The sequence below is a fragment of the Seonamhaeicola marinus genome (assembly GCF_008085455.1).
Window position 1 is genome coordinate 278,865 of record NZ_VSDQ01000718.1, and the last position, 24,068, is coordinate 302,932.

At 33.8% G+C, this 24,068-nt stretch carries 24 protein-coding genes; 5 read left to right on the forward strand and 19 right to left on the reverse strand.

What is annotated here, in order from left to right; translation table 11 throughout:
- Positions 1-86: 86 nt before the first annotated feature.
- The 5 genes from gldG to FUA24_RS18735 form a co-directional block, all read right to left on the reverse strand.
- Entirely contained in the window at positions 87-1,754 is a 1,668-nt protein-coding gene (gldG, locus tag FUA24_RS18715) for a gliding motility-associated ABC transporter substrate-binding protein GldG (protein WP_148544591.1), read from the reverse strand.
- Positions 1,738-2,232 carry a hypothetical protein gene (locus FUA24_RS18720; RefSeq protein ID WP_148544592.1) on the reverse strand — a complete coding sequence of 165 codons (495 nt, stop codon included), beginning with the start codon at positions 2,230-2,232 and terminating at the stop codon, positions 1,738-1,740. Before FUA24_RS18720 ends, gldG begins: the two co-directional genes overlap by 17 nt.
- Positions 2,232-2,945: a gliding motility-associated ABC transporter permease subunit GldF gene (gene gldF / locus FUA24_RS18725; RefSeq protein WP_148544593.1), complete on the reverse strand. Its 714-nt coding sequence runs from the start codon at positions 2,943-2,945 to the stop codon at positions 2,232-2,234. The genes FUA24_RS18720 and gldF overlap by 1 nt, the downstream gene beginning before the upstream one ends.
- Before the next feature lie 163 nt (positions 2,946-3,108).
- Positions 3,109-3,405 carry a putative quinol monooxygenase gene (locus FUA24_RS18730; protein ID WP_148544594.1) on the reverse strand — a complete coding sequence of 99 codons (297 nt, stop codon included), beginning with the start codon at positions 3,403-3,405 and terminating at the stop codon, positions 3,109-3,111.
- 2 nt (positions 3,406-3,407) lie between these two features.
- Positions 3,408-4,244, reverse strand: a complete 837-nt coding sequence (locus tag FUA24_RS18735; RefSeq protein WP_148544595.1) for an SAM hydrolase/SAM-dependent halogenase family protein — start codon at positions 4,242-4,244, stop codon at positions 3,408-3,410.
- Between the two features lie 134 nt (positions 4,245-4,378).
- On the opposite strand from FUA24_RS18735, the gene FUA24_RS18740 reads away from it, so the two are divergent.
- Positions 4,379-5,332: a PhoH family protein gene (locus FUA24_RS18740; RefSeq protein WP_148544596.1), complete on the forward strand. Its 954-nt coding sequence runs from the start codon at positions 4,379-4,381 to the stop codon at positions 5,330-5,332.
- Between the two features lie 495 nt (positions 5,333-5,827).
- Complete coding sequence (locus FUA24_RS18745; RefSeq protein ID WP_148544597.1) at positions 5,828-6,775, forward strand: phosphoribosylaminoimidazolesuccinocarboxamide synthase; 948 nt, start codon at positions 5,828-5,830, stop codon at positions 6,773-6,775.
- Between the two features lie 289 nt (positions 6,776-7,064).
- Here FUA24_RS18745 and FUA24_RS18750 read toward each other — a convergent pair whose 3' ends face one another.
- Together FUA24_RS18750 and FUA24_RS18755 are read right to left on the reverse strand one after the other, a co-directional pair.
- Complete coding sequence (locus FUA24_RS18750) at positions 7,065-8,090, reverse strand: serine hydrolase domain-containing protein (protein ID WP_148544598.1); 1,026 nt, start codon at positions 8,088-8,090, stop codon at positions 7,065-7,067.
- A 560-nt stretch (positions 8,091-8,650) separates the two neighbouring features.
- The gene (locus FUA24_RS18755; RefSeq protein WP_148544599.1) at positions 8,651-8,911 is read right to left on the reverse strand and encodes a hypothetical protein; all 261 of its coding nucleotides are present in this window, start codon (positions 8,909-8,911) and stop codon (positions 8,651-8,653) included.
- A gap of 199 nt (positions 8,912-9,110) precedes the next feature.
- Here FUA24_RS18755 and ppgK point away from each other — a divergent pair, with 199 nt between their 5' ends.
- A complete protein-coding gene (gene ppgK / locus FUA24_RS18760) occupies positions 9,111-9,845 on the forward strand; it encodes a polyphosphate--glucose phosphotransferase (RefSeq protein ID WP_148544600.1) in 735 nt (244 codons plus the stop codon).
- Between the two features lie 279 nt (positions 9,846-10,124).
- Here ppgK and FUA24_RS18765 read toward each other — a convergent pair whose 3' ends face one another.
- Together FUA24_RS18765 and FUA24_RS18770 are read right to left on the reverse strand one after the other, a co-directional pair.
- The gene (locus FUA24_RS18765) at positions 10,125-11,111 is read right to left on the reverse strand and encodes an aldo/keto reductase (protein ID WP_148544601.1); all 987 of its coding nucleotides are present in this window, start codon (positions 11,109-11,111) and stop codon (positions 10,125-10,127) included.
- Between the two features lie 93 nt (positions 11,112-11,204).
- The gene (locus tag FUA24_RS18770) at positions 11,205-11,795 is read right to left on the reverse strand and encodes a TetR/AcrR family transcriptional regulator (RefSeq protein ID WP_148544602.1); all 591 of its coding nucleotides are present in this window, start codon (positions 11,793-11,795) and stop codon (positions 11,205-11,207) included.
- A 51-nt stretch (positions 11,796-11,846) separates the two neighbouring features.
- Here FUA24_RS18770 and FUA24_RS18775 point away from each other — a divergent pair, with 51 nt between their 5' ends.
- Positions 11,847-12,302: a cupin domain-containing protein gene (locus FUA24_RS18775; RefSeq protein WP_246147096.1), complete on the forward strand. Its 456-nt coding sequence runs from the start codon at positions 11,847-11,849 to the stop codon at positions 12,300-12,302.
- 119 nt (positions 12,303-12,421) lie between these two features.
- On the opposite strand, the gene FUA24_RS18780 is transcribed toward FUA24_RS18775, so the two are convergent.
- The 10 genes from FUA24_RS18780 to FUA24_RS18825 all read right to left on the reverse strand — a co-directional run bounded on the left by FUA24_RS18780 (position 12,422) and on the right by FUA24_RS18825 (position 23,659).
- Positions 12,422-13,057: a hypothetical protein gene (locus FUA24_RS18780; protein ID WP_148544603.1), complete on the reverse strand. Its 636-nt coding sequence runs from the start codon at positions 13,055-13,057 to the stop codon at positions 12,422-12,424.
- A gap of 93 nt (positions 13,058-13,150) precedes the next feature.
- Positions 13,151-14,284, reverse strand: coding sequence for a LamG domain-containing protein (locus tag FUA24_RS18785; RefSeq protein WP_148544604.1), 1,134 nt, complete (start codon positions 14,282-14,284; stop codon positions 13,151-13,153).
- Positions 14,285-14,519: 235 nt separating this feature from the next.
- Complete coding sequence (locus FUA24_RS18790) at positions 14,520-15,302, reverse strand: carbonic anhydrase (RefSeq protein ID WP_148544605.1); 783 nt, start codon at positions 15,300-15,302, stop codon at positions 14,520-14,522.
- 98 nt (positions 15,303-15,400) lie between these two features.
- Positions 15,401-16,630 carry a hypothetical protein gene (locus FUA24_RS18795; protein ID WP_148544606.1) on the reverse strand — a complete coding sequence of 410 codons (1,230 nt, stop codon included), beginning with the start codon at positions 16,628-16,630 and terminating at the stop codon, positions 15,401-15,403.
- Positions 16,627-19,785 carry a cytochrome c biogenesis protein CcsA gene (gene ccsA / locus FUA24_RS18800; protein ID WP_246147097.1) on the reverse strand — a complete coding sequence of 1,053 codons (3,159 nt, stop codon included), beginning with the start codon at positions 19,783-19,785 and terminating at the stop codon, positions 16,627-16,629. Before ccsA ends, FUA24_RS18795 begins: the two co-directional genes overlap by 4 nt.
- Before the next feature lie 112 nt (positions 19,786-19,897).
- Complete coding sequence (gene nrfA, locus FUA24_RS18805; protein WP_148544607.1) at positions 19,898-21,394, reverse strand: ammonia-forming cytochrome c nitrite reductase; 1,497 nt, start codon at positions 21,392-21,394, stop codon at positions 19,898-19,900.
- 24 nt (positions 21,395-21,418) lie between these two features.
- Positions 21,419-22,027: a cytochrome c nitrite reductase small subunit gene (gene nrfH, locus FUA24_RS18810; RefSeq protein ID WP_148544608.1), complete on the reverse strand. Its 609-nt coding sequence runs from the start codon at positions 22,025-22,027 to the stop codon at positions 21,419-21,421.
- Between the two features lie 239 nt (positions 22,028-22,266).
- A complete protein-coding gene (locus FUA24_RS18815) occupies positions 22,267-22,632 on the reverse strand; it encodes a hypothetical protein (RefSeq protein ID WP_148544609.1) in 366 nt (121 codons plus the stop codon).
- 74 nt (positions 22,633-22,706) lie between these two features.
- Positions 22,707-23,285: a Crp/Fnr family transcriptional regulator gene (locus tag FUA24_RS18820; protein ID WP_148544610.1), complete on the reverse strand. Its 579-nt coding sequence runs from the start codon at positions 23,283-23,285 to the stop codon at positions 22,707-22,709.
- Between the two features lie 2 nt (positions 23,286-23,287).
- On the reverse strand, positions 23,288-23,659 hold the full coding sequence (locus FUA24_RS18825; RefSeq protein ID WP_148544611.1) for a TfoX/Sxy family protein: 372 nt from the start codon (positions 23,657-23,659) through the stop codon (positions 23,288-23,290).
- Positions 23,660-23,806: 147 nt separating this feature from the next.
- Here FUA24_RS18825 and FUA24_RS18830 point away from each other — a divergent pair, with 147 nt between their 5' ends.
- Positions 23,807-24,064: a DUF4212 domain-containing protein gene (locus FUA24_RS18830; protein WP_187388327.1), complete on the forward strand. Its 258-nt coding sequence runs from the start codon at positions 23,807-23,809 to the stop codon at positions 24,062-24,064.
- Positions 24,065-24,068: the final 4 nt, after the last annotated feature.

Consider the following 24,068-nt stretch of genomic DNA (forward strand, 5'->3'; position numbering starts at 1 on the left):
AATTTACCGTGAATTTAATTTTCGAAATAATGCTTCTTACAAATATATTCGATACAACTAAATAACCGAAAAGAACTTATTAACATTTAAGCCCCGTATTTTTTCTTTCTAATATAATTAAACACAAAACCAAATAAAGCCAACAAGGCTAGTGGTAATGCTATGTTTAAGAGTTGCCACTTAGTTTTTTCTTGTGCTATTTTTTGTTGATCTAAGAAGGCAACAGCTACTTCTTTAGAGCGAATGTTTATAAGTCCGTTATCGTCTAGTAAGTAATTTACGGCATTTAGTAAAAACTCTTTATTTCCAACGGCCTGATTACTGGAACGATCAAAACCAAGATCAGTAGGACCGTTTCTATCTACATTATTTTTGATAACATCACCATCGGCTACTACAATCATTTTTGTTGGTGGACTCTGGTCTTTTACACCGTTTAGTTTTGTTGGTTTTATAAGGTTTTTATAAGCCGAAGTAAATTTGCCCTCAAGCAATACAGCAAGGGTTTGGTTACCTTTGTTATAAAGGTTGGCATCTGGTTCTTTAGTAGCTTCTTCCAGATTAATTTCTCTTGGAACACCTTCTAGTTTAGTTAGTGCAGAACTTCTTAAAAGTACTGTTTTAGTGATACTATTTTTTAAGGTATCAATTTGAGTTGCAAAATCAAACTTTACCAAATTAAGATTGTTTGTTATTGGGTGATGCGGATTCCCAGAAGCTAATGGTGAATAAGACCATCTTAAAGGCATAAAACGCGTATCGTTATCATTGCCTGTGGCCACCATAATAGGCGCAGAATACATATCGGCCACAATCCCAGGGTTAATTCTAACACCGTATTTAAAAAAGAAGTCAGTAAGATTTAAATCTCGTGCCACAGCAAAGTTTTTACCTGCTGCATTATACAGACTATCTTTTTCCATGGCTACAGCATCAATAAGCCATAAACTTTTTCCACCATTCATGGTAAACTGATCTAAAACCAGTTTTTCTTCTTCAGTGAAAGGTACAGTAGGTTTTGCAGAAATAATTAAATCATACGTATTTAAATCTTTAGACGTTTTCTGCGGATTACTAGCAACGCTATCTAGGGTAAAAGGTGCTATATAATAGTACTCCTGAAGTTTTTTGATAAAGTCTGCAATGTTAATATCATCTAACTGATTATTACCTTTTAAAACGGCAATTTTTCTTCGTTTAGGTTTAGTAAGTTTACTAAATCCGTCAGCAAAGGCATATTCTAAATGCTGCACAGAATTAGAGACTAATTCCTGCTGTGTGGAACCAATTTTATTTTTAATAAGCGGAATAATAACAGTTTGCTCATTAAAACTTGCTAAAGCCCAAGGGAAGATAATGGCTTTAGATGATTTGCCACTTTCGTTAACGCTTAATTGCATAGGTTGCATACCACGAGCACTTAAGGATTGAATATTAGCATCTCTACTTGCGTCATCTTCTAACGGGTTTATAAAACTAAATGCTATGTTATCATTTACATTAGAAAACTCCTCAAGCAGTTGCTTAGTTTCAGATTGTAGTCTTCTAAATTCCGATGGAAATTCGCTACCTTCTAAAAACACATCAATTGTAATGGGAGACTCAACTTCTTCAAGTATAGTGATAGTAGATTCACTTAAAGTATAGCGTTGGTCTTCAGTTAAATCGAAACGTTTAAAAACCGCATTACTAATTAGGTTTATTGCAATTAAAACAATTACAACAATAGCTATATGTTTAATCTTCTTTTTCAAAAGTTTGTTCTATTTGATATTCACGTATTTCGCTTACCACATTATCTTTAAAAATAATTTCTAAGCACTCTTGCATATTATTAAAGGCTCCTGGTTTTACACCAAGATTATAATTCCATTGCTCTTTAGAATTGGCTTTTATAGCATCATTCCACCCGTACCATTCACTTTGCCCTAGTAGCGCTTTTACCTCTTTTTTACTTTTGTTTGTTAGTAGGCTATCTGCTAGTAAGTTACCTGCCATTTCATATCTATAAGCTGGCTTTTCATTCCAAATAGCGGCATCAAAATACTTTTCATGATGGTAAGCACTAAAAATATTCATTACTGGATATAATACGTAGTAATACACAAAAGGCGTTAACACTAATGCAATTAAAAAGGATACCCATTTGCGCTTATCTATGGTATTGGCAAACCACCAAACTAAGACAAAAACAACAAGGACTAATATGATAAATATAGGTTTAAGTATCATTAGTCTTTGGTTAAATTGAATTTAGTTAACATAATAAACAATACCGTTACACTTAAAAAATAGATGATATCTCGCGTATCCAGAACCCCTCTACTCATACTTTTAAAATGATAACTCATTCCCAATTGTTCTATAAGATTACTAGAAGTAAAATCTGCAATACCTTCAAAGCCTATATAGAATAGAAAACATAAAAATACAGCAACAATAAAAGCAACAATTTGATTTTCTGAAAGAGTAGAAGCAAATATACCTATGGCGGTATATGCAGCTACTAAGAATAGTAAACCAAAATAAGAGCCCCATGTGCTTCCCATATCTAAATTACCAATAGGTTTTCCTAATTGGTAAACGGTATAAACGTATAACAATGTTGGAACAAGTGCTATCAAAATAAGAATTAAAGCACCAAAATATTTACCTAAGACTATGTTTAAATGACTAATAGGTTTTGTTAATAACAGCTCTAAAGTACCTTGTTTTTTTTCATCTGAAAAACTACGCATGGTTACTGCTGGAATGAGAAAAATAAGAATCCAAGGTGCTAATAAGAAGAATGAAGACAAATCTGCAAAACCATAGTCTAACACGTTAAATTCTCCTTTAAATAGCCATAAAAAGAGTCCGTTTAAAACTAAAAATATAGCAATAACTAAATAGCCTATGGGTGATGCGAAAAATGAATTAATTTCTTTTTTAAGTATAGCGAGCATTAGCTTTATTTATTCGTTTATTAAATTAATTGCCTGTCATTACGAGGAGTGAGGCACGAGCGACGTGGTAATCTCTTTCAAGAAACATTGCCACAACAAATCTAATAATTTGTCTCGCAATGACGCTAATTGTTTTTTCATAAGTCACTCATCAGTTATCAGTCTATTTCAAACTATCCAGCTTATCCACACTCCAAGCTTCGGGTTTTATATTAAATAACACTTTGGTTTTATTCCAAATGCTTTTAAAGAAATCAGATTGTCTATAAGCTTCCAAATGTGTTTCCGATTCCCAATAACTATAGGTGAAAAATACGGTAGGATCTGTTTTGTCTTGATACAGCTCTAAGAACTTACAACCTTCAAAATCTCTTATTTTATGCTTATTCTCTTCAAAATTACCAAGAAAGGTTGCAACATGTTCTTCATGAAATCCTAACTTAACAATACGCACAAACATAGTTAATCTTTTATAAAATTAATGCTCACAGTATCCATAATACCCAAGCCCATCAAGCTGCTAGCACTACCAATAGTGGCGGAATTACTTTTATACACGGCAATTTCTAAGAAGTTTCCAGAATTAAAGACTACCAGGCCTCTACCTTCGTCAAAACGTTTGTCTTCAGGGATTTCAAAGTTTACAATATCGCTATACTTCTCAAATATAGTTCTGAATTTATGGTTACGAGCCGAAATCTCAAAAGCACGCCCTTTCTGTATGGTTTCAAAAAAGCCACGTTTAATATTTGTAATCACATTACCGTAATTATCAATGTAAATAACACTACCAATAATTTGGGTTTTGTCGTCATTTACATAAGGCACAATATTTTTAATAGGCTTAATTTGGGTAATGGTTTTGCCAATAACCTCTAAAGTACCGCCGCGAGCAATATGGCAAGCCACTTTTACGAACACATCTAGTACAGGGAAACTCGTTTGTATCTTATCATGGATATTAATTTCCACAATTTTTTCTGGAGCAATTTCAGAGCAAATCATGCTCATAATTCCGTTGTTAGCACAAATAAAGTAATGATCGTCTAGTTTAACCGCGATATGCTTGTTTTCCTGATTTATTTCTGAATCAATACCAATAATATGAATGGTACCTTTTGGGAAACTACTGTAGGCATTTTGAATAATATATGCCGCTTCCGGAATATTAAATGGCGATACGGAATGTGAGATATCAACAATTCTAACATCTGGTAATTCACTGTAAATAGCACCCTTAGTTGCGCCAGCAAAGTGATCTTTCTCCCCAAAATCAGTAGTTAAAGTTATGATTGCCATTGGCAAAATTGTTGATATGTTTTTGTGGTTAGTGCCCTCAAATTTCATTACATTTGAGTTAAAGCAAAATTAAACAAATCATTTAATCTGATGGTATAGAATCATCAGAAGAAATTTAAAATTAGAATACGCCTTTGAACGAATTAATCTTTGAACTTGAAGAAATTACTCCAAAAGAATTTTTTGGAGCTCAAAATGCCAATATTGAACTTCTAAAAAAGTACTTCCCAAAACTAAAAATTGTAGCAAGAGGTAATAAAATTAAAGCCTTTGGTGACGAAGAATTACTTGAAGAATTTGATCGCCGATTAACTATGCTGCTAAAACACTATGGTAAATACAATAAGTTAGATGAAAACTCTATAGAACGTGTATTAACAAGTGTTAGTAGTGAAGATTATAACACATCAAAACAAAGTGGAGAGACCATAGTGCATGGTGTTGGAGGAAAAATTATAAAAGCGCAAACAGCTAACCAACGTAAATTGGTAGAAAGCATGCGCAAAAATGATATGGTGTTTGCTATTGGGCCTGCTGGAACGGGGAAAACCTATACAGGTGTTGCCTTAGCGGTTCAGGCATTAAAGAATAAAGAAGTAAAGCGTATAATTTTAACTAGACCAGCTGTTGAAGCAGGGGAGAACCTTGGGTTTTTACCAGGTGATTTAAAAGAGAAGTTGGACCCATATATGCAGCCTTTATACGATGCGCTGCGCGATATGATTGCTCCAGAAAAATTAGCACATTACATAGAAAATGGCACCATACAAATAGCGCCATTAGCATTTATGCGCGGACGTACACTAGATAACGCCTTTGTGATTCTGGACGAAGGACAAAACACCACGCATGCACAAATGAAAATGTTCTTAACGCGTATGGGGAAAAATGCCAAGTTCTTATTAACAGGAGATCCTGGACAGATAGATTTACCGCGCAGAACCATTTCGGGACTCAAAGAAGCTATGCTTATTTTAAAGAATGTAGAAGGTGTGGGAATGATATTTTTAGATGAAAAAGACGTGATTCGCCATAAGCTGGTTAAGAAGATTATAGACGCTTATAAAAGCATTGAGAATAGAGGGTAATTCAGTTAGCAGTCAGATTTAATAGTTTTCAGTTGAGATGTGCGGTATAATTAAAAGCCTTGTCATGCTGAACTCGTTTCAGCATCTCATTGTTTTTTTAGAAGCTTTTTCCCGCTTTCCGCTATATCTTTTTTGAGAAAAACAAAAAAGGATGCCGCATCAATCAGGGCTAGAGTTCTCGATACATTTTGTTCATGCTTCACAAAACACTCGAACTGACAAGAGTTTTAAAATCATTTCACTTATTTACAATAATATATTTTGAGTAGCAAAAGGAAGAGATTACTACGTCGCTCGCGCCTCACTCCTCGTAATGACAAAGAAAATTAAGAAATAAAGAAATTAAGTAATACTTTTGCTTTTCTGTTTTGAAGTTCTAGATTACATTGAACACAGTCGAAATGGAATATTAAAAGTATTTAAACAATAAAAAACGAACTCATAAGAATAAATAAATTTCCAGTTTAGTGGAAATAGAAAAAGAATACTAACAAAATGAGTAACACAATAATAGATACAAACTTTAATTTTCCAGAGCAAAAAAGTGTCTACAAAGGAAAAGTAAGAGAAGTGTATAACATAAACGATGACCAGTTGGTAATGATTGCTACAGACAGACTTTCTGCCTTTGACGTGGTAATGCCAAAAGGAATTCCGTACAAAGGACAAATCTTAAACCAGATTGCTACCAAAATGATGGCTGCTACAGAAGATTTGGTACCAAACTGGTTGGTTGCTACACCAGACCCAAACGTAGCCGTAGGGCATTTATGTGAACCATTTAAAGTTGAAATGGTAATTCGTGGGTACATGTCTGGTCATGCTGCACGTGAGTATAAAGCTGGTAAACGCATGCTATGTGGTATACCAATGCCAGAAGGTATGAAAGAAAATGATGCCTTTCCAGAACCAATAATTACACCTGCCACTAAAGCCGAAATGGGTGATCATGATGAAGACATTTCTCGTGAGGATATTTTAGCTAAAGGTATTGTAAGTGAAGACGATTATGTCATTCTTGAGGATTACACGCGTAAATTATTCCAGAGAGGTACTGAAATAGCTGCAGAACGTGGATTAATTTTGGTAGATACCAAATATGAATTTGGTAAAACCAAAGACGGAAAAATCGTTTTAATTGACGAAATACATACACCAGATTCGTCGCGTTATTTTTATGCAGAAGGTTATAAAGAAAGACAAGCTAATGGCGAAGCACAAAAACAACTCTCCAAAGAGTTTGTACGCCAATGGTTAATTTCTAATAACTTTCAAGGTTTAGAAGGACAAACTGTACCGCATATGAGTGATGCATACATAGAATCGGTTTCAGAACGTTATATTGAATTGTATGAAAACATTACTGGTGAAACCTTTGTAAAGGCAGATGTTTCCAATATACAAGAGCGTATTGAAGCTAATGTTTTGGAATATTTGAAATAGTAATTAACGTTATGTCAGTTCGAGTGTCCCGATTTTATCGGGGATGTATCAAGAACTACGTTATAAAACCATACTGGTAATCTAAAAAAATTAAGATACCTGTCATTCTGAATTTATTTCAGAATCTGAAACAAGTTCAGATTGACAAAAGTGAAACTTTAGAAAGTCCTTTTTGGCTCTCGTTATCTTAGGTGTTTGTCATTCATGCTAAGTGTTTGGAAACATCTAGGTATTATGAGATTTCTCGTCACTCGTACCTCGTTCTGTCGAAATGACAATTAGGTCTTTTTTAGTTCTTATTTTTACGCAAGATTTTCACAATTCTATTAATTGATATCTCTGATAAATTCCACTCATAGCCTTCAAAATCTGTGGTATTTAAGAACTGAACAACAACCGTGTCTATATCTTTGTGGTATTCCGCAAGACTTTGATAACCAACTACCAAGCCCCCGTGATTATATTCATACGGGTAGATTTCATTTTCTCCCGCGTCAAATACCGAACCATTGTTTAAGGCGCGCAAAAATATAGCTACATCTTTTGCAGTGGCCAACATACCATATTCACGAGCTTTAAAATCTTCCTCATGTCCCACATGATATCCACTCATAACATCATCTAGATTTACGTCAGTAATTGAAAAAAATGTGTTATTTAATTCTAAGGGAGTCAAAATCTTCTCTTTGATATATTCATTGTGATTATACCCTAAAACACCATCCATTATCTTACGCAGTAATAAATAATTTGTGTTCGAATATTCATACCCTTCATTAGGTTTAAAACTAGCTGGTAAGTCTAGAGCAAAATCTAAAGCATTTTTGCCATTTTCCTGTTCGTTTTCCCAATAAGCAGGATTGTTTGTGAAATTTGGAATACCAGAACGGTGCTGAATCATCATCTTTAGGGTAATTTCTTCAGCATTTTCAATCCTTCCTTTAAGTTCTGGAAGATAATGCGTAAGCGCTTTATCAAAAGACAAACGTTTTTCATTAACCAATTTAGTCGCTGCTACAGAAGTATATAACTTACTAATACTAGCAATTTTAAATAAGGCATTTGGGTTTACAGCTGTTTTAGTGTCTCTGTTATCATAACCACCGGTATAAAAAGCAGGTGCTTTACCTTCTTGGTCTACATAAACTATCATACCATGAAACCCATGACCTATAGTTTGGTCTACCTGTTCTTGCACCGTATTTGGTAATGGTAATATCCAAGCCCAAACCAATATCCATGGTACATAAAATAAAGAAATGCCCGTTGCCGTAAATAAGGCAATTCTAAATATTAGGAGTTTAGATAATTTCATACCACTTAGCTTAATTGATTAACACCTCAAAGGTCTCAATTACATACGGTTTTTTGAAATCTAAGATACTGAAATGTTGTTTTTTAGGGATGGGTTGGGTGGTATAACTGTAATTTTAAGGATGCACTCGTCATAGACTAGTTTTGGATTAGAATATAATTAACTTAGATAAAAACTCTATTTTCTTTTATACTTTTCATGAAAGAGATACAATAGGCCTATAAATAATAGGGTAATGAGAATCAAAGGAAGTAAAGGAATCCTAGGAAGTTTATCTATTTGTTCAAGAAAGGATCTTCTTTGAATAAGTTGATTAATATTCATTTTGTCAAAATTTGAAAATAATTACAAATTAGAAACATGTGAAAGGTCGGGGCTTTTTATTATAGAATTTGGTTAATTAGTCGGCGACTAGTTCTAGCGAGGGTAATAAAATGATGGTTTTTAGTAAAAAACGAAGATTTACCATTATGGCAATTATCATTTGGTGTAATAAAAGCAACGGTTGATGGAATTATATTTACGTATGGTGTACTTTTTTAGGGTGTTGAGTATTTTAATTACTTTTCACATTCACAAATAACACCTAGATTAACACAGGTGGCGTTCCAGCCTTGTTCATTTGCGCCATCAATAAAACCTGTTTTAAATCCATTTAAATAAGTCGTATCAGGATTACATTCTCGGACTTCATTTATAATTTTATCTTGGTCATCAAAAGAAATACATTTAATACATTCTCTACAAACTTCTCTTCCACAAGAGTTAAGATGAATGATAAAAACAATACTAACAATTACATAAAAATAGAATTTTTTCATTTTTCTCTGTTTGAAATTTTGAATTGATTTTTAATTACAACAAGTTAATGGTTTTAGCTCAAAAGAAAGAAAATATATCTTAAAATGTACTTAAATACTCTGTTTTTTTTATGTTTTAGTGATCTTATAAACTTTTTTTATCCCTAAAGGGGCCTAAAATTTACTTTTCTTATTTTTGAAAAATTTTAAAATTCTACAAATGAATGTTCTTGGAATAGATATAGGTGGCTCTGGAATGAAAGGAGCTTTGGTAAATGCTGAAACAGGTGAGATGGTTACAGAACGCTTTAGAATACCTACACCAAAATCTAAGAAGCCTAACGATATGGCTAAAGTATTTAAGGACATTGTAGACCATTTTGAGTATGACGGACCCGTTGGTGTAGGGTTTCCAACCATTATAAAAAAAGGTGTTTGTATGGCTACTGGGAATATGCACAAAAGTTGGTTAGGTGTAAATGCCGAAAAGTTGTTTTCCGAAGCTACTGGATTACCTGTTACCGTTGTTAATGATGCTGATGCTGCGGGGTATGCTGTTATGAATTATGGTATTGGTAAGGGAAAACAAGGTTTGGTAATGATGATTACTATTGGAACAGGTCTAGGAAGTGGTGCTTTTTTGAATGGTGAACTCTTACCGAATTTTGAACTCGGACAAATACCGTATAAGAAATATAAGAAAATAGAGGAGTACGCTTCTAATTTTGCCAAAGAACGAGACGGCTTAAATTATAAAGAGTGGGGCAAACGATTCAATAAGTTTTTAGAATTGGTTGAGATTATTACCTGTCCGGATTTAATTATTCTAGGAGGCGGAAGCTCTAAGGATTTTGATAAATACAAGAGTCAGATAAAAATACAAACACCTGTTATTCCTGCGGAATTGGGTAATCATGCTGGTATTATTGGTGCCGCTGCCGCGGCTTCGAAATAGTATAAACTGTCACTTCGAGTGATTCCGAAGTATGAGGAATAGTATCGAGAAGTTGTTTCAATCTATTTGTTATGTAACGTCCTATTAAATGGTTCTCGATACAAAGCTCCTAAAGTCGCTTTACTCGAACTGACATTAGGCGGTGCGAGTTTAAAACGTTGCTTTACTAGAACCAATAGGAGGTGTTAAAAGTTCCTTCCTGTCACTTCGAGTGATTCCGAAGGATGAGGAATTGTATCGAGAAGTTGTTTAAGAATCTTGCTAAGGAATTATCTTCGATTAATAAACCCCACGAATGTTCTCATGAATTTCATCTACATACAATTGCGTTAATGTGTTATGAACTTCCTTAGACAATGGTTCTAATTGAGATACCGACGCATTAGAAATCACCTGATTCGGAGAACTGGCTCCAGGAATTATAGAGCTTACTGCCTTATGGTCTAAAATCCATCTTAGGGCCAGTTGCACCATGTTCAAATTATCGGGAAGTACATCGTTCTTAATGGTGTCTACAAGGTCAATACCTTTTTCAAAAGGTAAACCCGCAAAGGTTTCGCCTACATTGAACATGGCCCCGTCTTTATTGTAGTTTCTATGATCGTCCTTGGCAAAGGTGGTGTCTTTTGTGAATTTTCCTGTTAACAAGCCACTTGCTAAGGGTAGTCTTACTATAATACCAACACCATTTTCCTCTGCTTGGGGTAATAATTCTTTAACTAACTTTTGTCTAAAAATATTGAATATAACTTGAAGTGATTGTAATCCTTCCTGTTCTATACAAAACAAACCTTCTTCAACCGTTTCCACACTAGCTCCGAAGTGTGTAATTAGCCCTTCGCTTTTTAAATCACGAAGCCAATCAAAAATGGCACCTTGTTTTAACACATTAAATGGCACACAATGCAGTTGTAAAAGATCAATGGCTGGAACCCCCAAACGCTTAAGTGCGTTTTCTACGGAAGCTCGTAATAGATCTTTTGAATATTTATCTGGAAAGACATTGGCATTTCTTCCAAATTTGGTGGCAATTCTAACCGTTTTATCGGTTTGTTTTAGAAATTTACCAATAAGGGTTTCGCTTCTTCCGTTTCCATATACATCGGCAGTATCAAAAAAGTTAATGCCATTTTTTACGGCTTCTTCTAGAATGGCTATACTTTGTTCGTCATTTAAGGCTTTTCCCCAATCGGCTCCAATTTGCCAACAACCTAAACCAATTTCACTTACCTCAAATCCTGAAGCTCCTAATGTGCGCTGTTTCATAAGTAATATTTGAAGCGAACAAGGTAGTAAAAGTAACCCTAAAAGTTAGAGGAAGGTTAATGTTTTTTAATAAAGGAACTCAACACTACTATCTTAAGAAAGTATGCCCTTAAGCATTTGTTCTAGAGCCCAATTCAAAACGCTTTTTGAGGTCTCATTGTTTAAACCACAGACGTCTTTAGTAACAATTAAGGCTTCAACGCCCATAAGCGTTGTGGCGGCAACAATTAGTTTTTGAGAATCTTCTTCGCTCAAGTTTAAATTATTGTTTTGCAGCGCTAGGGAAAGGGTTTTAACACGTCTGGCACCTCTTTTACCTTCTTCTGAGTTTGTTGTAATGGCATGACTGAGGTATTTTCTAAAGGCTTTTTCATTGTTGTAGGCAAGGTTGTTAAAATAGTCTTGAATACCTAAAATAGTTTGTTGCGTATTTAAACCGTTTAAAGGCTCTAAAACCTCTTCAGGACTTTTAGTTTGCCAGTCCAAACCCGCTTCAAGAGAAAGCACATCTACACTGGAGTAATACCTATAAATCGTAGCTCTTGAAATATTGGCATCCTCAGCGATATCTTCTAAAGTAAAATCCTTTCCTTTTTGAAGTAATTTTTTAGCTGAAGTTAGAATATTATTGCGTGTTTTTTGCTTCTGAAGTGTTCTGCCAGTTTCTGTATAATTTTTATTCATGAGACAAATGTCTTATAAAATTTGGGTATTTCAAAATTCAATTATATATTTATGAGACAAAAATCTCATAAAATGGAAAAACCAACCACAAAATGGGTCTTAGGGCATAAAGTAACGCCTTATGACACCGCGGGAAACTACGATATGATGTTTGCCGAAACACCACCTCACATTCCAGGTCCACCGCCACATTCTCATAATTCTTATGATGAGTCTTTTTTGATTGTTGAAGGCGAAATGGAGTTTTTTATCAATGGAGAGGTAAAAATTGTTAGGGCAGGAGAGTCTCTAGATGTGCCAAAGAAAACATTACATACCTTTAGTAATAAAACGGATAAGCCCTGTAAATGGGTTAATATTCATAGTCCGAAAGGCTTTAGAATGTTTTTCGAAAAATTGGGAATTTCTGAAGACGCAGCTAATTCTCAAGAGCGTTCTGTAGCACCAGAGATAATTGAAGAAGTTGTTAAAACTGCAGGTGATTATGATATGTTGATTTCAGGATAAATACCTAAAACAGCCTACTTATGTGGTGTTTTTAATAATTCGCCCAAATCTATACCTACTAACTCTAATTATTCGAGCATCACCAATGGCACTATGGCTTTAAATGAGGCGTATAAAGATTAATCGTCAATATCATTTACATAAATTCTACCCGTAAAACTAGCGGATTCTATACTTCCAGACATTTTATCATCCTGGTCATATAGTCTACATGAAATGGTCATACTTACTTTTAGTGTTGTACCATCATATAAGTCATTATTCTCTTTTTCAACCTCAGTAATGGTAATGGCTGAGTTTTCATCAAATTTAGCCTCAAGTTCAGTAGTAATCATGTTGCTAACATCTCTAATTTGATCAATTACCCTATACCAAAGGTGAAATTCTTGTCTTTGTTGTAGAGGGAGTTCACCAATAGGTAATTTGGCAATTACATCATTGGCATTTTTGGTGTCGACTTTAGGGGTATTAATAAAGATAGCTTCATCTCCATTATTTAAAGGCCAAGTGTTTATACCCATGGTAAAAACGCCAATAGGATCTTCATGCCCCTCAATTGCTCCGCCAGAATACCTTTGATAATTCCCAAGACCATCGCTGAAACATTTGACTTCATCATTAATATACCCCGAAAAATGAAATTCCGCACTATTTAGACATAATGCCTGTAAGATATCATCTTCTTCTTGTTTAGCATCTGGGGTATTACATGCTACAAAGAAAATACTTATGAGAATAGTTGTTAGTCTTTTCAAAATAAAAACCTGTTGTTTAGATGCTTAAATATAGAGTTTAATCATCAGAATAACAACAGGTTATATTTAATTTTTTATTAGCCGAAAGGAGATTTAGCCCTTTGGTTTAAATACTCTAAACCAATCTACTTTCATAACGTTCTTTTTAGGATTATTTAAATCTTCATCACTTGGTGTTCTTCCAGCCTTTACATGCCAATCTTGAGATTCAATATTAATAATTACATTTAAAGGCTTTGTAAACCCTTTACCTCCTTGATATTCATAAGGGTCTATAATGCTTACTTTAGAAACCTTATTGGCTTTTTGCAACTCTTCAAAAGAATAGGTGTCTTTGGTACTAAATGAGGTTATTTTTTGTTTCCCATATTGCACATCTAATTTACCATTGGTCATAGTTGGGTAACCGTATTCCCATTTCCCATTTACTTTAGTGGCTAATGCTTTGTCGTATAATACACGAACTAATTCACCATCAATAAAATATTCAAAATGTACAGGGCTTTTCCAGTACACTGCTGTTCTAACATATTTTCTATTGCCGTTATTCCAACAGTAATCTCCCCAAGCTTCAACATCGTTCTGTTTGTACCAGGCACCTTTATCTCTTGGTTGGTAATCTGTAAACGGTTTTCTAATGAATGAATGGTGACTTATATGAATTGACTTTGCAAAATAGGCATTACCCTGTCCAGCACCACCATAACACTCCATAATGTCAATTTCTTGTGTAGCATCCGGACTTAATAACCATACATCTGAAGCCAAGGTAATATTGGCAACACTACTCTTAGATTCTATAAATATTGGATAGATAACTTGTTTGTTAGAAGTAATACAACCAGCGCTAACACCACCATTTGGCTTATTCATTTTATTAAATTTAAAAGCTTTAGGAGCCGCTTCATCTTTACCTTTCCATCGAGATGCTTTTAGGATTAGGTCATTCCCATCAACAGCTACATGATTGTATTTCCAATAGGTAGTTCCTGGTCCGTCCCATCTACTTTGGTAAAAGTTATACCATTTCCCGTTTCCAAAATTTGTTTTTTTGTTTTTAGGTGTATAGGTATAATTAAAGTCGTCTGAAAGTTTGTCTTGAAACTCCCATTTTGTTCCGTCTTGCAAATGTTCAGGAAGCGGTAAGGTTTCAATGTTTTCATTTTGCGCTGTAGTGGTTTTAAATGCAATTAGCATTACTAAAAGCGCGATTTTGTAGAATTTCATATGTTTAAGTTTTGTTTGTAACAAACTTAAATTAAGGTGTTAAAAGCCTGCTCGTTACAAGACTTGAAATTAACTATACAAATAGGCCAATAGGAAAACTAATGTTTAAATATGTAGAACAAAATGTTATTAGCTTGTTTTAGGGCGGTTTTTAAATACATAAGGCAATCATTCCATTAGTTAACGAATGGAACAATTGCCTTTTTAGAATTAGTCAATTTGTAAATATGTTTTGCTAGTAATGATAGTTTACAATTCTACCATTTAAAGCCTGCTCGTTTCTGTAGTTATTTATAGGCATGTTGTTTTTTAGTTTTAGGACTTCTTCAACAGATAAAACAATGGGTTCTTTGAATACAATCCAGTTTACATTTTCAGAACAAGGCGGAGTAGTTAATGAACCTCCATACGAGTAATAATGTTTGTCTTCTAAGAATAAACTAGATAGATCTATCTTTTGATGAATATCTTTAACTGCCCCATTTTCTAAGGGTAAAAAGCTTTCAAAGAATTCGAATAACTGGCTTTCCTCACCTTCTTCACCTAAAACGGCTAAAACAGCTAGTTCTCCTTTCTTACTGGCGTGAACAAGATGCATTTCAATTGGATAAATCATACCGTTTATTCTATGTTCTGAAGGCTCATGGAAATGAATTTGTTTTAAGTAGAAGGTTTTTCCTTTGTAATTTATTGAGTCACCTTGTTCAAAATCGAATTGAATAGAGTGCCCGTTGTTCTCAACTTCTTTAATTAATGTTGACGGATTGTAAAGTACTTTTAAATCGTTATTAATTCTAACCGAATCCACATCTTTGTGAATAATGTTTATTGGAGACTGGTGATGACCATTGCAATCTGAGTTTTTTTCTATTTCAGCCCAATGGATTGGTGCTGTTTCGCCTTCGTAACTCCAATGTTGTTCGTTGGTATGCTCTGCTAAAGTTTGGTGTTTTGCTTTATTACAGGAAACCGTAATTAGCAAGACTAAGCATAGAAATAGCTTTAAAGTTGTTTGCATTTGGGATATTTTATTGTGGTTAATACCCCAAAATTAGTAGTGGATAATTTTTTAAAACCTAACTTATATCAGGTTTTGTTAATTTCCAACCAATTTTATTAACTATTACGTTTTCTTACACTCAAAAAATGGCTTTGTTGAACAAAAATTAGAAGAATGGCAGCAAAAAAAAAGAAGCTTACAATGAAAATAAACATTAAATTGTTTTCAGGTAGATATAACCCAGACCAAACGGCTAACCCTTTATAGAAAATAAAGATTTCAGTGGCAACAAACCCAATAACATAAAAAACTACACTGCCTTTAGATAGTTTAACTAATTTAAAGTAGTAAAGAAACCCTAATAAAGCCAAACTTACAACGCCCAAAAATATCCAGTGAATATAGCCTATTATGAAATCTAAATTATAGGAGATTAGTTTTGAAATACTTGGTATTACGCCTACCAATTGCATGACTAGTTTAAGAGTAAAACAAACAAATAGCACTTTTAAAATGAATAAGAAGCACTTAGAAAAATTAGATAGTAATACGGTTTTCTTCTTAAAAATTGTTTTAATAAGTAAATAAAACGCCAAAATCTGCATTATAGCACCTAAACCAGAAAGTAAATTAACGCTATAATCTATTGCCATCCATAAGATGGAAATACCGAAGGTCAATACAACACCAGTATTAAATAATCTGTAAAACCATGAGAAAGTTTGTTGAGGTATCTTAACATAGTTTTGTTCTAAGATGTAAAAAAGGATTCCAAATAAGGCTAAAATAAACCAGCCATTATATTGAAAGTGCAAATAAAAATAGATGGCATTTCTATACCAACTAGAGGTATTACCGAAGGTAGTCATTATATAACCTAAGGCCCAAGGTCCAATACTAGATATAATCATATACCATAATGCTATGCGAACGCATTTATAGCCATGTGAAGTTTTTAGATGCTTTGGTGTATGTTTAAAAATTAATCTTGCAAATATATATGATGCTATTAAAAACAATGAAGAAAACAGTATTGAAAACAGCGCATACCCTGTAAATGGAAATGTACATAACATACCTACAATTGTAATTTGGGTAAACCAGAAAACAATGCTGTACGTCTTTTTTACATTGGTGTCTTTTAAGAAAATCTTATACAAGAGTACCATTAAAGCTGTATATACCCATCCTAATAGCGCAATATGAGAATGGGTGTGCACAATATACCTGTAGTCAATATTTATATCAAAAACAGGAAATGCGCGCAATACAACACCTAAGAAGGCAATGATAAAAAAGTAAAACAAAGCTAAAAGGCTTTGTTGTTTTAATACATTGAAAATCATGTTTTAAGAACTGACTTTTTCCTTTTGAAAGCTACTAAAATTGAAATTAATATCATACTAAAGAAAACCACATAAACAAACTTAGGTACGGGAACAGGATCTCCTGAGGCGTAACTATGTAGGCCAGACAAATAATAATTAACACCAAACGATGTCATTATAATAGACCAAAACGCAAACATGCTTGCTACGTTAAGTGTGTAAAAGTTATTTAACTTGGGTACAAATCTTAAATGTAAGACAATGGCATAAACAATAATGCTAATGAGAGCCCAGGTTTCCTTAGGATCCCAAGCCCAATAGCGTCCCCAACTTTCGTTTGCCCAAACACCACCTAAAAATGTACCAATAGATAGTGTAAACAAACCAATAGTCATAGATAGTTCATTGATATAAGTAAGTTCCTTTATTTTAAGCTCAATGATAGCTTTTGTTTTAGCGGTTTTAAATAGCATTAATAGTAATGCCATTATGCCTAATACCGCAGAAAGTGCTAAAGGTGCATAGCTACTAACAATGGTGGCCACGTGAATTTTTAACCAATAGGACTTTAATACTGGCATTAGATTAGTAATCTCTGGATTTAACCAATCTAGGTAGCTTACAAACAGTAATGCACCGCTAAATAAAGTAGCTAAAGGCAAGGCAAAATCAGATTTTCTAAAAATTAAGATGCCGCATAAAAGTAAACACCAGGCCACAAAAATGAGCATCTCATAGCCATTACTCCAAGGGGCGTGCTGCGAAACGTACCAGCGTAAAATAATATTAAAGGTGAATAGTAAAAAGGCTATTAAAGTGAGTAAAACCAATCCATTCCATACTATGTCTATTAGTTTATTACTAGCAAACATTTTAATAATAGCCATAATTAAAAGCACAAAACCAACAGTGAAAAACACCTGAAATAACCAAAAATTTATATTGGCTTTGTTATACCAAAGCTCCGCTTCAATACGTTGGGGGTTCGGTATAATATCTAAGGCAATTACGTTTTGATATTTTTGAATGTAATTTACTTTGTTAAAAGCCTCTTGATAGTTTCCAAGATTTAAGTCTTTAAAATAGGCAGGTAAGATGCTTTTTGCAAAACGGCCGTCTTCTTCTGTAAAATCTTCAAACGTATGGGTATAACTAAACCAAGTATTGTTGGCATCCTCTTTATTAGGAAATATTTTAAGGTAATTACCTGTGAATAGATTGTAAAGAATATTAAAACGTTCGTCAATTTTTAAAACCTCTTTATCAAACTCGTTACGTTCCGAGGGTTTCTTTTTATTGGCTTGTTCAACCGCTTCAGAGAGTAAATATTGGCCATCGGTATTTAAAAAACTCACAAAAGCATATAAACCGTTTTTGCCAATAGGAATGGTGTTTAAAAGCTCTCCAGTTTTTTTCTTATCCGCTTTAATTACAGGAATACGTTGCCATATGCCAGATTCTTTATGCATACCTAAGAATACCTGATTAACATCTAACTTTATAGTTTTTCCATCAATAGGGTATTTAAAATAGGCCTTTCTAGATACTTTTCTAATACACTCTGATGCTAGGGTGTTAATTGGTTTTATGCGGCCATCAAGATCTTGCACTAATAATCTGCCAAACAAATCGGCTTGTTGTTTATCTATTTGTTGCGATAACACTAATTTTTCTATAGATACCTTAGGTATAGTATCGTTTGTTGAAGCATGTGATACAGTACTTAGCCCCAGTCCCAATAAAAGCACAAGACTTGCTACAACCTTTGTTTTCAATTTTCTTAGTTTTTTATTGATAATTTGAAAACGAGACGTCTTTCCAAAGAATGTAAAAAACATACCCAAACTCATTAAAAAGTAACCAATGTAGGTAACCCAAGTACCAACACTATCGTGATTTACTGAAAGTACAGTACCTTGTTCATCGGTATCATAACTGGCCTGAAAGAATCTAAAACCTTTATGGTCTAATACATTATTCATAAAAATTCTATAAGGAATTTGAGTGTCTCCATCGAGTATCATGACTTCACTAGCGTAGGCCGAAGGGCTTGAAGACCCAGGGTAGCGTTCCAATTGAAAATCGTTTAGTTTTAATGCAAATGGCATTTCAATAGCTCCAGAACCATAAGATAAAATGATTTGTAAATTGTCCTTAAAGTGACTTACATGCTTAATTGGCAAAAAACCTTCGCGGTAGAGTAGATTGGTCTCTTGTAATGGTTCTTCACCTACTTTTACATCTACTATTAAAGCATCATCAAGGGTCTTGTCATTATCAGTTTCAGTTTTTGCCGAGCTTTTAAGTTTAAAAGTGCCGTTCTCATAAAACGCGGTTGGAACAAATGAAAAATCTCCCGACCTAAAGAGCGTCTTTAAATTTATATTAACAAGCGTGTCTTGCTGAATTTTGCCTGCTTGCTGACTAGACATTATGAAAAAATCTACAGGATGAGGTGCTTTAATTTTAAAAGTGCCTTCTTCTTCAATAATATTGATAATACCCTCTTTGTTCGATTCAAAACCTACTTCATGCTGATGAGTGCCAATACGTTCAATTTCACCCTTTTCTAAGTAAATAGTATTTCTACCTTCTCCAGATGTTACTACCATTTCTAACAAGGGTTTCCCATTAATACTATCGGGAACTACTTCTGGTGAAGCATCAGCAATGTAATCATGGTATGCTATACTAATGGGTTTACCATTAAAGTCTGTTTCTACCCTAAACTCATTATTTTGTAATGGAGAAAAACTTAGTTTCTTATGAATTGTTTTACTATTGGTGCCATCTGAAATGGTAGCCGTTAATAGTTTAGTATCCGAAATAATAACATTTGAAGAAGCACCTTCGCGTATACGAATAATGCCACCATAAGAAGTGTATCTCGTAATACCTGCTCCTAAAACAATAATTATGAAGGCTAAATGGAACAATAGGACGGCCCATTTTTGTTTTCTTAAAAGTTTGTATTTAAAAATATTGAAGACGAAGCTAATGGCTAATCCAACCATTACAACTTCAAACCACCAGGCGTCATATATACTTGCCCAAGCTACAGCTGTACCATAATCGTTTTCAACAAAGGTTGCAATTGCCATTGCTACTCCAAATACAAGAAGTAAAATTAAGGCCACACCCGATGATGAAAAGAATTTATATAATTTTTTCATGCTCATACCCTTTAATAAAATTTAAAAAAGATAACCAACAGAGTAATTACACTTAGTAGGTTATCTTTTTCTTGTTCTTAGTTTATTACTTAAACTAATTAATTAACCAAAATTAATTCACTACAGATGCTTGTTTGCTGCCATAATTTGCCTCACGTTTTTCCGCAGCTTCCAACCATTTAGGTAGTAAATTTTCTTTAAAGTCTTCTTTCTCTTTGTTTAGTTTTTCCATGTCTAAGCCAATGTATTCTTGCGCTTTCTCTTTACTAGAAAGGTCTGGCATTTCAACAGGTTTATTATGTCCTAATTCAGCTAATAAACGTGCTAATTTTACACGTCCTTCTGTAGCTTTGTCTAATCCGCTACTTAATACTCTTGCCGTTTCTACAGGAGAGTGGAAAGATGCGCCATGAGCAGCAGCAGCATAATCCCAACGCCATTGTGCATGGCGGATATCCATTAATATAGCTTTCATTTGTTCTTCAGTTGCTCCTAAATCCCAACATTTCTTAGCTTCAACATGCATTTTTACTAAAGCATCTTCTAATTTTAGTCTACTTTCAGCAGCCTTTTGCTGTCTGTCGTATACATTTGCTCTTAATTTTTCAGCATCTTCGCGGTGACAAACTTGACAAGAATTAGCAACATTGTTTAAAGGAGATTGAATGTGGTGATCTGTAAATTTTTGTCCACCTTCACTCTTATATGGCATATGACAATCGGCACAAGACACACCTCTATCAGCATGAACTCCAGTTAAATACGTTTCATATCCTGGGTGTTGTGCCTTTAACATTGGCGCTCTACTTAGCTTATGCGTCCAATCTTTAAATTCCATGTCGTCATAGTATTTTTCCATAGCTTCAACAGACATACCATTTTTCCAAGGGAAGGTTAAGTAAGGAACACCTTCGTTACCAGGAGATTTTTTATCAAAGTAGTATTCTACGTGACATTGTGCACATACTAAAGAACGCATTTCCTGATGTGTTGCTTTATTAATGTCTTTGCCCATACTTTCAAAGGCTTCAACTAATGCTGGACGGGTAATTGTAAGTTTCATTGTTTTAGAATCATGACAGTCTGCACAACCAATTGGGTTTACAACTTCTTCACCTTTATCTGCCCATTTACCACTATAAAATTCTGCAACGCCAATTTCATTCATTAATCTAGGAACATCAGGAGACTTACATGTCCAACATGTAGCAGGCATTGGTCCGTCGCCTTTACCTTTAGGCCCACCAGTTCTTAAAGAATTATGAATATCCTCAACAGCGTATTGGTGACCTCTACCTTGATTATAATCTTTAGAGAAACCATAACCTGCCCAAAGTACCGCTAAACGTGTATCTTCCTCTAACATATCTCGCATAGCGTTTCCGCCTTGAAAAGAAGCAAAATCACTTTGTTCTGTTTGTAAAAAGGATTGGTATTCAGCAGGGAAGTTTTTACCCCATTCCTCATTTCTAGGTTCGTTTTCGCTAATCTCTACCTGAGGAACATATTTGTATTTAGCCTCATTTTTTCTATTCACAATACTTGAAGCCAGCAGTCCCAAAAGGAACACTACAATTACAGTTACTATAAATAATACTTTGTTTTTCATTTGTTTTTAATTTGCAAGTGTATGTTAATCAGTTTTATCATTTATTTCTTTATCCAACCATGACGGAATTACCGTTGTTAAAGTATCTGTTGGTATTGGCGCAATGTTGTTTCTTATTGTTGAAATACCATGAACAGTTCCATGTGGTATTTCCTGATGGCATTCCCAACATTTTCTTTCTGTTCTACTTTCTGCATGCCCATCTAACCACCCGTCATATTTAACCTGAGTTACCTGTTGCACATGACATCTTATACAGTTATCCTGAACAACTTCTTGTGATGCTTCTCGCATAAACATAACTTCGGGTTCCATTCTAGCTGTAAAAACAGAAGCATGGAAAAGTCCGTCTTTTGCTTTAAAAAAGTACTTGTTAGCCACATTATCATGAGGCACATGACAATCATTACAGTTAGCATATTCACGGTGAGAACTGTGCATCCAACTGTTATACATTGGTGTCATAACGTGGCAATTAACACAGGCCTGTGGATCATTAGACATATAGGAAACCAAAGAGGCCTCTTTTGCCATAAAAAAGCCCAATCCCACTATAATTCCGATAGAAATTACAGCTACAGGACGCCATCTAGACTTTTTACTTGGTAGAATTTCTTTTTTCTTTAGGTTCAAGTTATTACGATTTAAAAGAGTTTTTTATCCTAATTAAGCTGACCCAAAATTATGCTTAAGAAAAAGTTAAAAAGCTTACAAATGTCATGTTTTGGAAATTTATTGTTATTTGTAATTGTTCTAAATAATAAGATGTCGATGTCCTTTTTAGCTGTTTTACTCAAAAAAAAAAGACCATCAATTTTTCAATAGATGGTCCTTAGAATAATAGCGAATAGGTATATCGCAATACGTTCTGGTTAATTCATATTTGCGTATACTTTGTGCCAATTGGTAGCGTCATAAATTAAGATGGATGACTTAATCATGTTATTTTCAGTTTCAAACCATTCTGAAGCTATATTGTTTTCAACCCCGGGAAGCGCAGATTTAAATTCATAAATTACAGCTACGCTAGTACCGTTAGTATTAGTTGCTAGTATATTAACTTCCGTGATGACTTGAGAAATACTTTTAGCCAATTCTAAAAATGCTTCTTTGGAGTTTAGATTTACGAATGGGTTTTTAAAGGAATAATCATCAGTCAATAAATCAATTGATTCTTGAATGTGTTCTGGATTGTTAAATCCATTTAGAAATTTGATAACAATGTCTTGAGGTGTCATTTTTTTTAGTTTTGAATTACACACATCACAAAACTATTTATGAGAAACCTCTAAAATCTTGGTATTTACCAAGATTATATAACATGAGTATTTATAAGTTTACTAAAGTTTGTAGCATCTATTCTTAAGTATGATGCCATATCCTTTTGAGGTACCATATTAAGAAGGTGTTTACTTCTTTCTAGAAAAAGTCTAAATCGGGTTTCAGTATTAAATGCCAATAATTGATGATGTCTTTCAATCATTCCTAGTAAGAACTGTTCTGTAGCCTTTCTGAATAAGGTTTCTAATGGTCTATGTTTAGAAAGTTGGGCTTCATGTTTTGAAAACGGAATTCTTAAAAATTCGCAATCAGTAATACATTCTAGATTATATTTTGATGGCGTTTGTGTTAAAAAAGACTCTACAATGCCGCTAAAAGATGGATTATAGGCAAAGAACATAACATGCTCTTTATTATCATTACGATAATAGGATTTTTGCACACCGTTTACAACAAAATAAAGATAGCGTTCAGTTTTTCCAGATTCAGTTATGATTGATTTTTTTGAGGCCGAAAAAGGTTGCCAATAGCTTAAATAATCTTTTAGAACGTTTTCTTCAATAGGGTAGATACTCAGTAAAAAGGCACTTAAATCTGAAAAAGGCTGCATGTTTAAGATGTCTTTTTTCTTGGTTTACTCGCCTTAGCTAAAGGATTAAAGGCAATACATAAATCTAACCAATAACTTAAATCTTCTTCAGAATCAAAACCCTCTGGAGTAACAAAAATATAACCTTTCATAGGTCTTCCAGTAAAATCCATTGGCAGGCAATGCGGTTTTTCTAGTTCTTTTAAGTAGGCATCTTCACCAATTCTAGCCATTAATAGACTATCTCCATATTTTTTATCAATATGAATTCCACAGAGCATTTTATTGTCCATTTTAAACAATAGACCACCCATCATCTTTTGATCAGTAAAATTTGCTTTTTTTTCCTTTAACTGATTCTTAATTCGGTCTGCTAAATATTCGTCGTAAGCCATAACATGAATTTAGTATATTTAGATGTTTTTGTTAAAAAATTATGAAACTGAAACTTCTCAATTCAAAATAATATCAATAATAAAGATAATTGTATGAGTTGTTGGGTACTAATTTATATTAATTTACACATTTATAAAACATAAATTATGGGACAAAAAAATAAGGCCAAAGCCTATTGGAAGGAGAATATTAGATACGTTTTAATTTTACTCACCATTTGGTTTTTAGTGTCGTTTGGTGCTGGAGTTATATTTAAAGATGAACTTAATGGTATTAAGGTAGGCGGTTTTAAACTAGGGTTTTGGTTTGCACAACAGGGAGCAATGTACGTCTTTGTAATTTTAATTTTTGTGTATGTACGTCTTATGAATAAGCTTGATAAAAAATATGGTTATGAAGATTAGTTTA

Coding starts and splice junctions, on each gene's coding strand:
- FUA24_RS18720 (WP_148544592.1), bottom strand. CDS start 2,232: ATGATACTTAAACCTATATTTATCATATTAGTCCTTGTTGTTTTTGTC.
- gldF (WP_148544593.1), bottom strand. CDS start 2,945: ATGCTCGCTATACTTAAAAAAGAAATTAATTCATTTTTCGCATCACCC.
- FUA24_RS18730 (WP_148544594.1), bottom strand. CDS start 3,405: ATGTTTGTGCGTATTGTTAAGTTAGGATTTCATGAAGAACATGTTGCA.
- FUA24_RS18735 (WP_148544595.1), bottom strand. CDS start 4,244: ATGGCAATCATAACTTTAACTACTGATTTTGGGGAGAAAGATCACTTT.
- FUA24_RS18745 (WP_148544597.1), top strand. CDS start 5,828: ATGAGTAACACAATAATAGATACAAACTTTAATTTTCCAGAGCAAAAA.
- FUA24_RS18750 (WP_148544598.1), bottom strand. CDS start 8,090: ATGAAATTATCTAAACTCCTAATATTTAGAATTGCCTTATTTACGGCA.
- FUA24_RS18755 (WP_148544599.1), bottom strand. CDS start 8,911: ATGAAAAAATTCTATTTTTATGTAATTGTTAGTATTGTTTTTATCATT.
- ppgK (WP_148544600.1), top strand. CDS start 9,111: ATGAATGTTCTTGGAATAGATATAGGTGGCTCTGGAATGAAAGGAGCT.
- FUA24_RS18765 (WP_148544601.1), bottom strand. CDS start 11,111: ATGAAACAGCGCACATTAGGAGCTTCAGGATTTGAGGTAAGTGAAATT.
- FUA24_RS18770 (WP_148544602.1), bottom strand. CDS start 11,795: ATGAATAAAAATTATACAGAAACTGGCAGAACACTTCAGAAGCAAAAA.
- FUA24_RS18775 (WP_246147096.1), top strand. CDS start 11,847: ATGAGACAAAAATCTCATAAAATGGAAAAACCAACCACAAAATGGGTC.
- FUA24_RS18785 (WP_148544604.1), bottom strand. CDS start 14,284: ATGAAATTCTACAAAATCGCGCTTTTAGTAATGCTAATTGCATTTAAA.
- FUA24_RS18790 (WP_148544605.1), bottom strand. CDS start 15,302: ATGCAAACAACTTTAAAGCTATTTCTATGCTTAGTCTTGCTAATTACG.
- FUA24_RS18795 (WP_148544606.1), bottom strand. CDS start 16,630: ATGATTTTCAATGTATTAAAACAACAAAGCCTTTTAGCTTTGTTTTAC.
- ccsA (WP_246147097.1), bottom strand. CDS start 19,785: ATGAAAAAATTATATAAATTCTTTTCATCATCGGGTGTGGCCTTAATT.
- nrfA (WP_148544607.1), bottom strand. CDS start 21,394: ATGAAAAACAAAGTATTATTTATAGTAACTGTAATTGTAGTGTTCCTT.
- FUA24_RS18815 (WP_148544609.1), bottom strand. CDS start 22,632: ATGACACCTCAAGACATTGTTATCAAATTTCTAAATGGATTTAACAAT.
- FUA24_RS18820 (WP_148544610.1), bottom strand. CDS start 23,285: ATGCAGCCTTTTTCAGATTTAAGTGCCTTTTTACTGAGTATCTACCCT.
- FUA24_RS18825 (WP_148544611.1), bottom strand. CDS start 23,659: ATGGCTTACGACGAATATTTAGCAGACCGAATTAAGAATCAGTTAAAG.
- FUA24_RS18830 (WP_187388327.1), top strand. CDS start 23,807: ATGGGACAAAAAAATAAGGCCAAAGCCTATTGGAAGGAGAATATTAGA.